Origin of the sequence: Bacillus sp. DU-106 (assembly GCF_004799705.1) — a bacterium.
GTDB lineage: Bacteria > Bacillota > Bacilli > Bacillales > Bacillaceae_G > Bacillus_A > Bacillus_A cereus.
Genome location: NZ_CP026607.1, coordinates 2,809,587 through 2,824,515, shown reverse-complemented (window position 1 = coordinate 2,824,515; position 14,929 = coordinate 2,809,587). Strand labels below are relative to the sequence as shown.

Genomic DNA, 14,929 nt, shown 5'->3' with positions numbered 1-14,929 from the left:
TTTTGAAGTCGCAAAATAATTCTAAAAATATAGAAGGTTAAATTCGATAAAAATAGAATTTGATATATAGCAAACAAGGAGGGGATAAAAATGGAGGTCTATCACATAACGAGTAGAAAGAGGGAAACTTATAACGTTCAAGTGAAATATTCGATACTTTTCGAATGTGCGCTTGGCATTGCAGCAATTACTCATAAGAGGTTAATTGATACACTTGAAAAGAGTCAAAATGAATGGGAAGAAATTAAGAAATCATTAACAGAAGAAATGAGAGAGCACTTACAATTTGTCGAAGAAAATAATACGTGGAAAGCATTGCTTCAGTTGTTGTATGAAGAAGACATACAGGGTGTATCGCAGTTTCATGCTAAAATCGATTCACTTTCAGAAGAAGATTTGAAGTATACATGTTTACCGTTTTTAGGGGAGAAATATGAGAAAAAAAGACGTTTAGCCGCAAGTAGAGATGGAACTGCAATACATGAACTAAAGGAATTAACACATAATCATCAGTTTTTCTCTACGTACATTCGCTTTATATGTGATGTAGATGTACAAGTGCTGAAATCTCATTTAATCGCTGTAATGACAGGGTGGTATGAGAGTGTAATTAAGAGTGAGGAAGAAGAAATACTTTCTATATTAAAACGAGATTATGAAGCAAAAAATGAAATGAATAAAAAGATGAAGCCGGAAGAGTTTGTCGAGTGGGCGACTGGCGGAGTGAACTATATGCCAGAGCCAAGTGTTCATCACGTACTTCTTATTCCGCAAATGACGTACAGACCGTGGAATATTGAAGCAGATATTGATGATACGAAAGTATTTCATTATCCAGTTGCGAATGAAAGTATTCATCCTGAAGATCCGTATGAACCGAATTATTTTTTAGTTCAAAAACATAAGGCTCTTGGAGATGAAGCGAGATTGCGAATTGTAAAAATGTTGTTTGAAAAAGAACGTACATTACAGGAAATAACGGAAAGATTGCAACTCGGTAAATCGACTGTACACCATCATTTGAAATTGTTACGTGCAGCGAAGTTAGTTGATATACATGACGGAAAATATGTATTAAGAAAGAAAGCAGTACAGTCTTTAGCGAAAGAATTAGATATGTTTTTGAATAGATAATTAACAACGAGAATGTACATAAAGGGAGGAATATAAAAGAAAAGTTGGTGTGTGAAATTGAAAAATATATTGAAAAATCGTTCGTTCTTTTTTATGTGGATTGGTAGTGCAATCTCTGAATTAGGAGGGGCTTTCGGAACGTTATGTAATTCAATTCTAGTATATGAGTTAACAGGATCAGAAATGGCTTTAAGTAGTATGTGGTTATTATATTTCATCCCATCACTCATATTGCAATTAATAAGTGGCCCATTTATTGATAAATGGAGCCGGAAGTGGATTATGATATTTTCACAATGGATACGAGCGTCCGTATTTTTATTACCTTTGGTGATGCTAGTTTCGGGTAGTATAGAAGTTTGGCACATTTATGTTGTTCAAATTGTAGTGGGACTTATTACACCACTTTATACACCTGCAAGTCAAGCAATTACACCGAGCATTGTAGGGAAAGAACAACTTCAAGATGCAAATGCGTACATTGATGGAATGACTCGCCTTATGATGTTTCTTGCGCCAGTATTAGGCGGAGTAGTCATTCATTTGATTGGAACAGAACTTACATTATCTTTCGTATGCATATGTTTATTTGTTAGTGGCACTTTCTTATTTTATATAAAAGAAAATAGAACGTCGCAACCTATTCGGAAAACGTGGCTAGAACAGTTTTTTCACGGTTTTACATATTTTTTCACAAAACCAATCATCGTTTGGCTCGGTATATTTCTTACTTTCGTGCAGTTTGGAGTAGGGGTAACGATGGTCACAAATCTTCCTTATATAAAAGACGAGCTGTCAGCGGGATATGCAGAGTACGGTTATTTCATGGCAGGTTTTCCACTTGGCTACGTAATTGGCTCAGTATTAGTCGGAAAAGTAACATATAAAAGCCGGCGTATACTTATGCTTGGAGGATTGTTTATAGGGGGACTCACATACATTTCATTAGGATTCAATCATAGTATTATCATTGCAATAATAATTGAAGTAATAGCAGGGATTTGTATTGCATTTTTCAATGTTCATAACACGACAATATGCCAACAAACCGTCCCAAATAATATGATAGGACAAGTATTTTCAGTGCGTTTATTTTTTATACGATCCGCTATGCCATTAGGTGTGTTAGTAGGGGGGATATTGAGTGAAATGTGGGGAGTAAGAGCGCTATATGTAATCATCGGTGCAATTATATGTGTTACATCTTTAATAGGGATGTTACTTCCATATTTCAAATTTTTAGATGAGGCGATAGAAAAGAAATCAGCATAATTCAAAAAATTAAAACTTTACAATTGAAAATAATTATCATAATCAATTATAATAGAAGAATACTAGTATTCGTATAACAAAGAGGGAGTGGGATATATGTTTATCGAAACGAAAACATTTACAGTAAAAGAAGGTACATCAAATATAGTTGTAGAACGTTTCACTGGAGAAGGTATTATTGAAAAATTTGAAGGCTTCATCGATTTAAGTGTTCTCGTGAAAAAAGTAAGACGCGGCGACGAAGAAGTTGTCGTAATGATTCGCTGGGAATCTGAAGAAGCATGGAAAAACTGGGAAACAAGTGAAGAACACTTAGCTGGACATAGAGCGGGCCGTGGTAAACCAAAGCCAGATCATATTATTAATGTGGATCATGCAGTTTATTATGTGAAATCATCGAAATCGGCTTATCAACAGTCGTAATATATAAGTAGAGGATACATGTTGTAGAAGCAATCATGTATCCTCTTTTTTATGACTGGGGGGATGGAAATGATAGGAAATCTTTCATTCATTTAAAAAAACGTTCTAGGCTATGGAGAAAAGTATTAGACTTATAAAGCATAGTCTTAGACGGAACGCTTGAATATCTTACCTTTCATATTTAAGTGTTATGAAAATGAGTCTACATACCCTCTGCTTAAAAGGAGATGAGTGAATGAAGTTAAATCATTTGAATTTATGTGTTGATGATTTATCAGAAGCGAGACATTTCTTTGAAACATTTTTTGATTTTCAATTTTTAGAGCAAAAGGGAAAGGCATTATTAGTAATGAGTGATGAAAGTGGATTTATACTGGTGCTGAGCGATCCAAAAGCATTTAAGGGAAATAAGGAAGTGATGTATCCTGAAGCTTTTCATATTGGTTTTTTAGTGGATACTTGAAATGAAGTTGATCAAGCGTATAATCGTTTAGTAGCAGGCGGCATTGAAATAGATAAGGAACCTTATTCGATGCGAGGTAGTAGTTATGGTTTTTATTTTACAGTATTTAATGGCTTATTAATTGAAGTGTCTTGTCTTGATTATAGAGAAGGTAAGAAAGTTTCAAAGCTTAATAGCGATCAACAAGAGTAATCATTTGAAGGTGTATAAAATTTAAGTATGTATCATATTAGAAGACGGATTATGAAAGTTTCACTGTAAAGTAAAAAAGACAGACTAATAAATAGTCTGTCTTTTCACATTAATTCTTCACATCATCATAAAGTTCAAGTGCCTCTTTCACATTCAATCCATTTTTCACAATGCCATGTATTGCTTGGATCATCGCAGCTGGGTGCTCGGATTGCCATATGTTTCGGCCCATGTCTACTCCAATTGCTCCTTCTTGCAATGCATTGTACGTAATGTTTAATGCGTCTTCAATTGAATCTAGTTTTGGGCCGCCCGCGATGACGACTGGGGCAGGGCATGTGCTCGTTATTTTTTCGAATCCTTCGCAGTAATACGTTTTAATAATATCAGCACCCATTTCAACACATACGCGGGAAGCAAGTGCTAGAAAGCGAGCTTCACGTTTTTGTAATTCCTTTGCGACTGCGGTAATGCCGAGTACTGGTAGGCCGTAATCATGAGCTTCAGAAACTACATTTGCGAGATTTGTAACAGTTTGTGTTTCATAGTCTGATCCGACAAAAACAGAAACGCCAACGCCAATTGCGTTTTGCTTCACTGCTTCTTTTACAGGTGTAACAATTGTTTCATTCGCTAAATCTTTACCGACGACAGTAGCGCCACCAGATACACGCATAACCATCGGTGTGCTGCAGTTTTCAGGAATGCAGGAACTAAGTACACCGCGTGTTAAAAAGAGGGAGTCTGTATACGGAAGTAAGTTTTTAACTGTTTCAAGTGGTTGTTCTAGCCCGTGAATTGGCCCTAAAAAGTAGCCGTGATCTATTGCTAACATAACCGCTCTACCATCAGGTAAAATTGTATTTAATCGATTTTTAAATCCCCAAGTCATTCAAAATCACTCCTTCGTTAATGTTGGATTTTCCGTTTGTACCGTATCTTTATTTGGTAAATGTGGTGACTTTATAAAAACAGCTTTAAAAGGTTTGTCAGAATGGTTAATCAGATAGTGAGATTCATGAGGGCGAACTTGCAGGACATCACCTTGTTTAATCGGAACTCTTTCGTTATTTACATAGAAGTCTATTTCACCTTCTAATGCATAAAAGACCTCTTCGCACGTCGTATGATAATGGTTTTGAAACTCCTGGCCCGGTTGAATGACAACAAGGCCAAGATCAATATTTGGCCCTTGTATTAAATATTTCGGCCCGTTATCACCGAAGCGATAGGAGAAGTCATTTTCATTCGCTTTTAACATACAGTTCACTCCTTTATGTAATGTGTTACAGTGCACCAGGCGCAATCCACATATGTGAGGTGAGCCCTTTATCAGCTAAAGCGAGCTGACTGTCATATACAGTTTTCCATGTTTCATAGAACTCTTTATATAGTTCGTGATTTTCAGTAACTGGTTCGAATGTTTGCTCCCACTGTACAAACTCTTCGGCAGTTTCTTCCATAGATGAATATATGCCAGCACCAACTCCAGCAGCAATCGCAGTTCCTAAAGCAGCTGCTTCTTTCACAACAGGTACTTTTACAGGAATACCGAGTACGTCTGATAGAATTTGTGGCCATAGTTTTCCTTTAGCGGCACCGCCAGCAAAAATAACTTCAGAAGGGAATGTGCCAGTTAGATTTTTTATTAATTTTAAGTTTCCAAGTGTAATGAAGGCTGCATTTTCTTCAATAGCACGAAACAGTTCTTTTTTTCCGCATTTGTCAGCGTCTAAACTTAAATTTAAGAATGAAGGTGCGGCATGACGCCAAGAAATGTAGTTCATAACGTTTGAAAAAGTAGGGATAATGCCATGTGAACCGACAGGTACGTCTTTCGCTTGTTCTTCTAGTAATTCATAAGCATCTACACCAAGTTTATCAGCAAGTTTCTTTTCTTCTTGGCAAAAAGCGTCTCGAAACCAGCGCATAACGAGACCTGGGAAAAAGGCGATTGTTTCATATTGCCATAGGTTCGGAACGACGTGACAATTTACTCGAATCGCAGCATGTGGATCTGTTATTGGCTCAGTAACATTCACTTCTTGTTGCCAAAAGCTACCCCCGCATATTAACGTTTGATTTGGTTTCACGATTCCTGTTCCGAGCGATGCCATTTGAGCATCTCCACCCCCGGCGACGACAGGAATCCCTTCACGTAATCCAGTTAATGCTGCACACTCTTTTGTAACGTTGCCAATTACTGTACCAGCTTCATTTACTGTTGGTGAAAATGGCAAAGATAGACCGCACTCCTTAGCGACATCGTTATCCCACACTCTATTTTGTAAGTCAAAAATACCTGACGTGCATCCGTTTGAGGGATCAATTTGTAGTACGCCGCTTAGTTTATATAAAATCCAATCGTTTAACATTGTAAAAGAGTAAATATTATTATAGACGTCGGGTTCATGTTTTTTTATCCAGAGTAGGCGTGGTAAAGCACCTAATGAAAAAGTTTGACCAGACTTTGTATATAAATCTTTTTCAAGATGTGACCGAATTTCTTTTAATTCACTAACTTCGACGGATGCGCGCCCATCAACATTTGCACACGCCCATATTTCTTGCCCATCTTGATCATATAAAACAAATCCTTCTCGCATACTTGTAGCGCTAATAGCAAGAATAGAAGAGGCAGGAGTGTTGCTTTTTTGAAGCACCTCTTTCGTACATTCTTGTACTAGCTTCCAATTTTCTACTACATCAAAGTTCATAGAGCCTGGATAACGAAGGTCAGATTTGTGAATCCATTCTTTTTGACTTACTGCAATTTGATTACCATGTAAATCAAAAAGAACTGCTCGAATGCTCCCTGTACCAGCATCGAAAGCTAATAAATGGGACATTAACAATCACCATCCTTTCGTAATAAGGAGAGGGCAGTTTCCTCATCGGTAATTAATGAATGAATAAACTTTCCTTTTAAGGCACCATAAATTGCATCTATCTTTTCAGTACCTCCAGCAACACCGACGACATGCTTCATATTGCGCAAAATAGAGAGGGGCGTGCCAATTAGACGATTGTGATGCGAGAGTTCTAATAAATCGCCATTTGTATTATAAAACTGTCCTAAAATATCGCCAGCACCGTTTTGACTACGAATATATGTCATCTCACGTAGTGTTAATTTTTCTTCTTTTACAATCGTAGCGTCTTGAGATAATCCCCCAATACCGACAACAGCCGTATGAGCAAGTGAAGCGACTTGAAGCATATCTTTTACACTCGGTTCTGATAGAATACTTTGTGCCATTTCGGTTGTAGACACTAGAAACGGCGTAGGGATAATGTGAAGTTCGCCTTGCATGTAGTGTAAATAGTTTTGTTTTCTCGGGAGATAGTGATTTACCCCGCCTGTGAGCGTTACGATTGAAAGGTTGATAGAACTTTCAAAATGAATGTTTTCTAGCATTTTGCTAATTGTTTCTCCCCAGCCAATACCGAGTAAATCGCCTTGCTGGAGATGAGTTTCTAAATATTGTGCAGCAGCTTTTCCGAGAGAAGCGTGATAATTGTTTACTGGGGTAGGGATAATAAAAGCATCTTTTAAGTGGAATTTTTTCATTAGGTCACGCTCAATACTTAAACAGTGCAAACCAGTCCCTTTTACGTGAAATGTAACGATACCTTCACTCCGCGCTTTATCTAATAACCGGACGACTTTATTTCTTGAAATATGAAGAAGTGACGCGATCTCCTGTTGTGTTAATTGGTCTTTATAATAGTACCAAGCTACTTTAGTTAATAAATTTTCTTCAAAGTTCAGCTGAGTCATACTCTTCATCCCTTTCAACAATTGACCACAGCTTAAACATATGTACCATATATTTTGTTTATTCCAGTTGAAACGATTAATAGTACGTAGAAAAAAGTGTTCTAGATATAAAAAAAGGAATATACAATGCTACAAAACAAGTAGAACAAATAATCATTTTCTCAAAAAATGTTCTGGATAAAGGCAGGTGACATCATGTGGAGAACGTACCTTTATTACAAGTAAAGAAAATGAGTAAGGCGTTTTTAAATCAACTTGTATTAAAAGAAGTGAACTTACAAGTAGAGCGCGGAGATATATACGCTTTAGTGGGGGGAAATGGCGCCGGGAAATCAACATTAATGAAAATATTAACGGGGTTATATTCGTATGATGATGGAGAGATGTATGTAAAAGGAAGGAAGCAACAGTTTTCAAATCCATCAGAAGCACACCGAAAAGGTATTTATTTAATTCCGCAAGAACCACTCATTTTTCCGCATATGACTATTGAAGAAAATATATGTATCGGGTTAAAAGAAAAGAAAAAGAAACTAAAAGTACAGATTCAGCAATTGATTAGCAGCTTAGGATGGGATATTGACCTTAATAAACTAGGAGGAACATTATCGATTGCGCAACAACAGTTAGTAGAAATCGTTAGAGGATTAATAAGAGAAGCTGAGATTCTTATTCTAGATGAGCCAACATCGACATTAACAACACACGAAATTAAGAGTCTTTTTGTGTTGATGAAAAGTTTACAAGAAAAAGGAATTGGGATGATTTATATTACGCATCGTTTTCCAGAAATCTTTGAAATTGCCAACAAAGTAGCAATACTACGTGATGGAATGGTTGTAAGCCAAGGTGATGTATGTGACTATACATATGACATGCTGATGGAGGGACTATTGCCAAAAGGATATAAACAGAAAGAGAAAATAGAAGTAGTTCAAGAGACAGTAAAGACGAAAAAAATATTAGAAGTGGTTGATATAAATGGTCACGCATTCGAAAATATATCATTCACTGTACATGCGGGTGAGGTTGTAGGTGTTGCTGGCATTATAGGATCTGGCAGAACGGAATTAGCAGAAGCGATATTTGGATTGAAAACTATAAAATCAGGGTCTATCTTATTGGGTGGAAAATCAATTGATACGTGTTCTTTGCATAAAAGGCTAGACGAAGGACTAGTTTATGTGCCAGAGGATAGGGCGAGGAATGGAATTTTCTCAATTGCTTCTGTTAAAGAAAATATTGCAGCAGCAAGTTTATATCAAAATAATCGCTTTTTTATAAATAAAGAAAAAGAAAGCGCTTTAGTTAATTCGTTTATAGAACAGTTCCGAATTGTTGTACAGGATATGAATAAAGAACTGGCATCTTTATCAGGAGGTAATCAGCAGAAGGTCGTGCTTGCGAAGTATCTTGCATGTAATCCTAAAATTATTATTCTTGATGAGCCGACTCGCGGAATTGATGCGAAAGCAAGGCTTGAAGTGTATGAGACGATAAAAAAAATGAAAAGGGAAGGACTCGCAATTTTATTAATCTCTTCAGATGTTGAAGAAATTGTCCAATTAGTAAACCGTGTATATGTAATGAGAAATGGGCGATTTGTTTCTCATATGGAAAAAGAACAACTGAGTGTGAATGAAGTTACACGCCTTGCATACGGAGGTGTAGCGGAATGAAACATATGTTAAAAATGCATGAAACGTCTATCATACTGTTACTACTAATTTATATAGCTATTGTAGGAATGATAAACCCTAGTTTTATTCAATTTAACTCGTTATCTTTACTGATGAAATCAAGCGTTATTTTAGTCGTGCTAGCAATCGGTCAATCGTTCGTCTTATTTACGAAAAATATAGATGTATCAGTTGGTTCAAGCATGGGGTTAAGTGCAGCAGTTTGCGGAATGATGTTAACGAATGGGTATAGTGCATTCTTGTCGATATTTGTAGCTATTATACTTGGGGCCATTATTGGTTTCGTAAATGGTATTGGAGTTGCGAAGTTTCGGGTACCAGCCATTATTATGACATTAGGCATGTTAGGAATTATTAGAGGTACAATGTTAATTTTCACAGGCGGGAAGTGGATTGAAGATATTCCAAACGATTTTAAGCAGCTGTCATCTATCATCATTCTTGGTTTACCTATAACTGTATGGTTCGTTCTTATTATTTTACTACTACTATACTTCTTTTTAAGAAAAGTGCCATTGGGAAGATACTTTTATGCGGTAGGTGATAATGAAGATGGCGCGAGGCTTATTGGTATACCTGTAAATAAAGTGAAGATATATGCGTTTATGATTTCAGGCATAAGCGCTGCGCTCGCTGGTTGCATATTTGTTATGAATATCGGTTTCGTGCCAAATCAAACAGGTACAGGATTAGAATTACAAGTAATCGCAGCCGCTGTACTAGGAGGAATTCATTTAAAAGGAGGAACAGGATCTTTATTTGGAGCTGCATTAGGAGCGTTATTTTTAGAAACAATAAGTAGCTCACTCGTCTTTTTAAAAATACCAGCATTTTGGAATAATGCTATTTCAGGTTTTTTATTATTACTTATCATCATATTAGATAGTGTTATGAAAAAGTGGAAGGCAGAAAGGAGGATGAATCTATGAAGTATGTATATAGATGGGAAGGGGTTCTAATTGTATTACTTCTTGTAGAATTCATCCTTTTTAGTTTAATAAATAGTGATTTCTTAAATATTAGTAATCTCCTTTTTAGTACAAATGATTTCCTATTTATCGCAATTGCGGCGATACCAATGACTTTTGTTATAGTAACAGGAGGAATTGATGTATCGATCGGCTCAATAATGGGGCTCACTTCAATCTTAATCGGTGTACTTTGGATGAACGGAATACCTATTTTGTTTGCTGTTATAATCGCCCTAATAATTAGTTGTTTAGCAGGCGCTTTAAACGGACTCATTATAAAAATGACGGATGTAGAACCACTCGTCGTTACACTCGGAACGATGTTTTTATACGGGGGAATTGCCCTCGTCATTTCAGGAGGGGCAGGTGCTTCTGGGTACGAAGGAATAAGCGGTTTACCTGACACATTTGTACAACTGGCAAACGGTAGTTTTATAGGAATACCGAATTTATTATGGCTACTGATCGTATTAACAGTTTTATGTACTGTATTATTTCACCGAACTATATACGGGCGCCATGTAAAATTAACAGGTGCGAACGAAAATACAGCAAAATACACCGGGATTAAAACGAAAAAAGTAGTCATTATCGCTTACATACTTTCCGGGTTAGGAGGTGGATTAGGAGGTGCTTTCTTAACCGCATATTTTGGTTCCGCACGTGCTGATATGGGAAGTGAAACAATTTTACCAATCATTACAGCAGTCGTATTAGGCGGGACACTTATTACGGGGGGAAAAGGAAGTATTATTGGTACTGTACTAGCGAGTATTTTTATTGGGCTCATGCAGTATGGCTTGCAAATGACGGGTTTAACAAATGAACAATCCAATGTAGTAATAGGTATTATCCTTATTCTTTCAGTTATTATGAGACATTTCAAATTACATCAATTCTTAGCGGAGAAAAGAAAGAATTTGCATAAGGGGGAAATGTCATGAAGAGAAAACTGGGGATTGTATTGATTGTATGTATTTGTTTAATCGGTTTAATTGCGTGTTCTAGCCAAACGGCAGATAAGAAAAAGGTTGATGATGTGAAATTTGCATTTATTCCGAAATTAACAGGAGTTGGTTTCTTCACATCGGGTGGTGAAGGGGCAAAAGAGATGGGAGATAAGTTAGGCGTGCAAGTGAAGTATGATGGACCGTCTGAAGCGAGCGTATCCGGGCAAGTAAAGTATATAAATAATTTTATTAACCAAAACTATGATGCACTTATGGTTTCCTCTACATCAGTTGATGGTTTATCGCAATCACTACAACGTGCTAAGAAAAAAGGAATGACTGTCTTAACGTGGGATTCTGATGTGAATCCGAAAGACCGTTCCTTTTATATCAGCCAAGGAACACCAGACCAACTTGCTAATTTATTAATAGAAATGACTTCAAAGCAAATTGGAGATAAAGGAAAAGTAGCCTTCTTTTATTCTAGCCCGACAGTAACGGATCAAAACCAATGGGTAACGAAAGCGAAAGAAATTATTAAAAAGAAATATCCGAACTGGGAAATTGTAACGACGCAGTACGGTGAAAATAATGCGCAAAAGTCTTTGTCAGTAGGAGAGAATATTTTAAAAACGTATCCTGATATTAATGCAGTCATTTGTCCAGATGCAACGGCACTTCCGGCAATGGCACAAGCAGCTGAAAATTTAAAAATGGATAAAAAGGTTGTCGTAACTGGCTTCTCTACACCAAACGTTATGCGTGATTACGTAAAACGAGGAACAGTAGCACAATTTGGTTTATGGGATGTAAAACAACAAGGTGCTCTCGCAACGTATGTAGCAAATGAAATTGTTGTAAAAGGGAAGAAGTTAAAAGTAGGGGATAGCTTCGAAGTAAAAGGAATTGGAAAAGTGAAGGTAGAGCCAAACTCCATTCAAGGATATGATTATGAGGCAGAAGGGAATGGAATTATCGTATTACCAGAACGAGTTGTATTTACGAAAGATAATATTGATAAGTATAATTTTTAGTAGACAAAAAAACGTCTGAATATATCGGACGTTTTTTTATTTCTTCATTAATTATGAACAGTTTCTTTTTCGTTTAATCCAAGTGTACGACCAGTAGAAGTGTGAAGATCTTGGAACAATCTTGGATTTTCAGTTAGTGAAATGCCATATGAAGGAATCATTTCTTTTATTTTTTCTTCCCATTCTACCATGCGGCTTGGGAAACATTTTTCTAATACTTCAAGCATGACGTGAACAGCAGTAGAAGCACCTGGTGATGCGCCTAGTAATGCGGCGATTGAGCCGTCAGCTGCACTTACTACTTCTGTACCAAATTGAAGTGTCCCTTTACCACCAGCATCAGTATCTTTAATTACTTGTACACGTTGCCCAGCAACTACAATATCCCAATCTTCACTTTTCGCGTTCGGAATGAATTCGCGTAATTCTTCCATACGTTTTTCATGTGATAACATAACTTGCTGAATTAAGTATTTTGTAAGTCCCATTTCTTTTACACCAGCGGCTAACATCGTTAAGACGTTATTCGGTTTTACAGAGCCGATTAAGTCAAGATTTGAACCTGTTTTTAAGAATTTAGGTGAGAAGCCTGCGAATGGTCCAAACAGTAAAGCTTTTTTATTGTCTATATATCTCGTATCTAGATGAGGTACAGACATTGGCGGAGCACCAACCTTAGCTTTACCGTACACTTTCGCATGATGTTGCTCTACAACTTTTTGGTTTTTACATACCATAAATAGTCCACTTACCGGGAATCCACCGATATGTTTTGATTCAGGGATACCAGTCTTTTGAAGTAGAGGTAGGCTACCGCCACCGCCGCCAATAAAGACGAATTTAGCAGTATGATGCTCAATTTTACCACTATTCATATCGTGTACTTTTACTTCCCACAAACCATTTTTCGTGCGCTTAATATTTTCGACACTATGCTTGTAGTTTAGCTCGACATTTTTTGTTTTTAAGTAATCAAATAACATACGTGTTAATGCACCGAAGTTAACATCTGTTCCAGAGTCAATCTTCGTTGCCGCCATCGGTTCATTAGATGTGCGGCCTTCCATAATGAGTGGAAGCCATTTTTTTAATGTTTCAGGAGCATCAGAAAATTCCATTCCTTGAAACAGTGGATTTTTTGAAAGCGCTTCAAAACGGTTTTTTAGAAACTCAACATTTTTTTCCCCTTGTACTAAACTCATATGAGGTAGTGGCATAATAAAATCTTGTGGATTACGAATTAATTTGCTCTTTACAAGATATGCCCAAAATTGTCTTGAAAGCTGGAATTGCTCATTCACTTTTACAGCCTTACTAATATCTATAGATCCGTCAGCTTTTTCGGAAGTATAGTTCAGTTCGCATAGCGCAGAATGCCCTGTACCTGCATTATTCCATTCGTTAGAGCTTTCTTCCCCGGCACTTGCGAGTTTTTCAAAAACTTTAATTTCCCATTCTGGTGCTAATTCTTTTAGTAATGAGCCTAACGTTGCACTCATAATTCCTGCACCAATTAAGATAACGTCTGTTTTTTGCTGCATGTTGCTCATGATAATCTCTCCATCCCCTATATTGGCAAAAAAGTGTAGGTGTTTTCTATGTCTAAGCCGTAAAAGAGAAACACCGCCTAGGCCCCACCTAGGTGTATACCTTTTTTGTCTCAATTATATAACCATCTCATACTCTATTATAATAATTAATAGACTAAAATATCTAGTGTTATCTGATAATTTTAAACTATTTAACGTTTTATTCGCTAAAAATCTTATTTAACAAGCTCTTTTAAGGTGATAAATAGAAAAAAATTACAGTTTGAAATTATCTCGAAAAAGCTTACGTATCCTTAAGTGACTAAATCGAGTACCTTTTTATAGGATTATTCTTTCTATAATGGTAAGATTATTCTGAAAAATAAAAAGGAGGGCCTCTAATGTGTACAAAAGAACAAATTTCAAACTTATTTCGAAACTTTTCAATAAAGGAATGTAAAGGGTCAAGTGATTTATATGAATATTTATCAATGAAAATTGCTGAAGATGAGGAAGTACTTACACTATCGTCCTATGCTCAGGTAGGTCAACCAGTCCCAAACTTACTATTAGGTGCAGTACATTATTTATTGCTAGCAGGGAAAGAACATCATTTAAAAACGTATTATAGTAGTTTAGTTGAAAATGCTGATACAAATTTAGATAAAGCTTTTAATCATTTTAAAGATTTCTGTAAAGAGTACCGAGAAGAAATCATTACTTTGTTACAAACGAAACTCGTTCAAACAAATGAAGTAAGACGGTGCGCATACTTATACCCAAGTTTCTGCTACATATTTAACAAAGTGAAGAAGCCGTTAGCGTTAATTGAAATTGGGACAAGTTCTGGGTTGCAACTGTTCTGGGACCAATATAGTTATTCGTACGGGACGGATGAAATGTACGGAAATATAAATTCAAATGTGCATGTAACTTCTGAAATAAGAGGGACGAATGTGCCGCATTTTCTAAAAGAAAGCCCATCTGTCGTAGAAAGAATTGGACTGGACTTACATGTGAATGATTTACATAATAAGGAAGATTATTTATGGTTACGTGCTTTAATTTGGCCAGAACATAAAGAAAGGCTTGAGATGTTTGATCAAGCTGCATCTTTAGTGAAAAATGAATCTGTCCAATTAATAGAAGGAGACGGTGTAGAGCTATTATCATCTATTATTGAACAAATAAGTGAAGAAGCTGTTATTTGTATTTTCCATACACATGTTGCAAATCAAATACCAGAACAAGTAAAACATAAGTTAGAAAAACAAATACAAGAAATTGGAGCAAAACGTGATGTATTCCACCTGTATAACAACATGTGGGATCGTGACCTTCATATTGATTATTATATTAACGGAAACGAATATCGTGAAACGGTTGGAGAAACAGAAGGGCATGGGAGATGGTTTAGCTGGAAGATTGGAAATGAGACGCTTATTTAGATTAATAGGGGCGCCCTCACTTGTAAAAGATG

Annotated in this window: 13 protein-coding genes and 1 pseudogene; 9 read left to right on the top strand and 5 right to left on the bottom strand. The window is 36.5% G+C overall.

Annotated features, from left to right (window positions below; all coding sequences use genetic code 11):
- Positions 1-90 precede the first annotated feature (90 nt).
- The 4 genes and pseudogenes from C3Y97_RS14465 (at position 91) to C3Y97_RS14450 (ending at position 3,484) form a co-directional block, all read left to right on the top strand.
- Positions 91-1,134 carry an ArsR/SmtB family transcription factor gene (locus C3Y97_RS14465; RefSeq protein ID WP_074555186.1) on the top strand — a complete coding sequence of 348 codons (1,044 nt, stop codon included), beginning with the start codon at positions 91-93 and terminating at the stop codon, positions 1,132-1,134.
- A gap of 51 nt (positions 1,135-1,185) precedes the next feature.
- Positions 1,186-2,406: an MFS transporter gene (locus C3Y97_RS14460; protein ID WP_000769173.1), complete on the top strand. Its 1,221-nt coding sequence runs from the start codon at positions 1,186-1,188 to the stop codon at positions 2,404-2,406.
- 96 nt (positions 2,407-2,502) lie between these two features.
- Complete coding sequence (gene hmoA / locus C3Y97_RS14455) at positions 2,503-2,829, top strand: heme-degrading monooxygenase HmoA (protein WP_000469498.1); 327 nt, start codon at positions 2,503-2,505, stop codon at positions 2,827-2,829.
- Between the two features lie 235 nt (positions 2,830-3,064).
- Positions 3,065-3,484 (top strand): annotated as a pseudogene (locus C3Y97_RS14450) (VOC family protein).
- A 109-nt stretch (positions 3,485-3,593) separates the two neighbouring features.
- Here the strand turns inward: C3Y97_RS14450 and lsrF are convergent.
- Genes lsrF through C3Y97_RS14430 form a run of 4 tightly spaced genes read right to left on the bottom strand, consistent with a single transcriptional unit; the run spans position 3,594 to position 7,265 of the window.
- Entirely contained in the window at positions 3,594-4,376 is a 783-nt protein-coding gene (gene lsrF, locus C3Y97_RS14445; protein ID WP_000219782.1) for a 3-hydroxy-5-phosphonooxypentane-2,4-dione thiolase, read from the bottom strand.
- 6 nt (positions 4,377-4,382) lie between these two features.
- On the bottom strand, positions 4,383-4,745 hold the full coding sequence (locus tag C3Y97_RS14440) for a cupin domain-containing protein (protein ID WP_000909986.1): 363 nt from the start codon (positions 4,743-4,745) through the stop codon (positions 4,383-4,385).
- Positions 4,746-4,770: 25 nt separating this feature from the next.
- Positions 4,771-6,333, bottom strand: a complete 1,563-nt coding sequence (lsrK, locus tag C3Y97_RS14435; RefSeq protein WP_000018815.1) for an autoinducer-2 kinase — start codon at positions 6,331-6,333, stop codon at positions 4,771-4,773.
- Entirely contained in the window at positions 6,333-7,265 is a 933-nt protein-coding gene (locus tag C3Y97_RS14430; protein WP_136363475.1) for a sugar-binding transcriptional regulator, read from the bottom strand. Before C3Y97_RS14430 ends, lsrK begins: the two co-directional genes overlap by 1 nt.
- 197 nt (positions 7,266-7,462) lie before the next feature.
- On the opposite strand from C3Y97_RS14430, the gene C3Y97_RS14425 reads away from it, so the two are divergent.
- The 4 genes from C3Y97_RS14425 to lsrB are packed head-to-tail and all read left to right on the top strand — an operon-like array spanning position 7,463 to position 11,920.
- Positions 7,463-8,944 (top strand): sugar ABC transporter ATP-binding protein, encoded by a 1,482-nt coding sequence (locus C3Y97_RS14425; protein WP_000432615.1) that lies wholly within the window; start codon positions 7,463-7,465, stop codon positions 8,942-8,944.
- A complete protein-coding gene (locus C3Y97_RS14420) occupies positions 8,941-9,894 on the top strand; it encodes an ABC transporter permease subunit (RefSeq protein ID WP_000682144.1) in 954 nt (317 codons plus the stop codon). The genes C3Y97_RS14425 and C3Y97_RS14420 overlap by 4 nt, the downstream gene beginning before the upstream one ends.
- The gene (locus C3Y97_RS14415; RefSeq protein WP_000878521.1) at positions 9,891-10,880 is read left to right on the top strand and encodes an ABC transporter permease; all 990 of its coding nucleotides are present in this window, start codon (positions 9,891-9,893) and stop codon (positions 10,878-10,880) included. Before C3Y97_RS14420 ends, C3Y97_RS14415 begins: the two co-directional genes overlap by 4 nt.
- Positions 10,877-11,920 (top strand): autoinducer 2 ABC transporter substrate-binding protein LsrB, encoded by a 1,044-nt coding sequence (lsrB, locus tag C3Y97_RS14410; protein WP_000823665.1) that lies wholly within the window; start codon positions 10,877-10,879, stop codon positions 11,918-11,920. The genes C3Y97_RS14415 and lsrB overlap by 4 nt, the downstream gene beginning before the upstream one ends.
- Before the next feature lie 47 nt (positions 11,921-11,967).
- Here the strand turns inward: lsrB and C3Y97_RS14405 are convergent, their stop codons facing one another.
- The gene (locus C3Y97_RS14405) at positions 11,968-13,470 is read right to left on the bottom strand and encodes a malate:quinone oxidoreductase (protein ID WP_000069138.1); all 1,503 of its coding nucleotides are present in this window, start codon (positions 13,468-13,470) and stop codon (positions 11,968-11,970) included.
- Positions 13,471-13,850: 380 nt separating this feature from the next.
- On the opposite strand from C3Y97_RS14405, the gene C3Y97_RS14400 reads away from it, so the two are divergent.
- The gene (locus C3Y97_RS14400) at positions 13,851-14,897 is read left to right on the top strand and encodes a DUF2332 domain-containing protein (RefSeq protein ID WP_000337441.1); all 1,047 of its coding nucleotides are present in this window, start codon (positions 13,851-13,853) and stop codon (positions 14,895-14,897) included.
- Positions 14,898-14,929 lie beyond the last annotated feature (32 nt).

Bases quoted from the DNA above. Each gene is read 5' to 3' on its own strand.
- C3Y97_RS14400 (WP_000337441.1), top strand. From the start codon at position 13,851: ATGTGTACAAAAGAACAAATTTCAAACTTATTTCGAAACTTTTCAATA.
- C3Y97_RS14405 (WP_000069138.1), bottom strand. From the start codon at position 13,470: ATGAGCAACATGCAGCAAAAAACAGACGTTATCTTAATTGGTGCAGGA.
- C3Y97_RS14465 (WP_074555186.1), top strand. From the start codon at position 91: ATGGAGGTCTATCACATAACGAGTAGAAAGAGGGAAACTTATAACGTT.
- C3Y97_RS14420 (WP_000682144.1), top strand. From the start codon at position 8,941: ATGAAACATATGTTAAAAATGCATGAAACGTCTATCATACTGTTACTA.
- C3Y97_RS14430 (WP_136363475.1), bottom strand. From the start codon at position 7,265: ATGACTCAGCTGAACTTTGAAGAAAATTTATTAACTAAAGTAGCTTGG.
- hmoA (WP_000469498.1), top strand. From the start codon at position 2,503: ATGTTTATCGAAACGAAAACATTTACAGTAAAAGAAGGTACATCAAAT.
- C3Y97_RS14415 (WP_000878521.1), top strand. From the start codon at position 9,891: ATGAAGTATGTATATAGATGGGAAGGGGTTCTAATTGTATTACTTCTT.
- lsrF (WP_000219782.1), bottom strand. From the start codon at position 4,376: ATGACTTGGGGATTTAAAAATCGATTAAATACAATTTTACCTGATGGT.
- lsrK (WP_000018815.1), bottom strand. From the start codon at position 6,333: ATGTCCCATTTATTAGCTTTCGATGCTGGTACAGGGAGCATTCGAGCA.
- C3Y97_RS14440 (WP_000909986.1), bottom strand. From the start codon at position 4,745: ATGTTAAAAGCGAATGAAAATGACTTCTCCTATCGCTTCGGTGATAAC.
- lsrB (WP_000823665.1), top strand. From the start codon at position 10,877: ATGAAGAGAAAACTGGGGATTGTATTGATTGTATGTATTTGTTTAATC.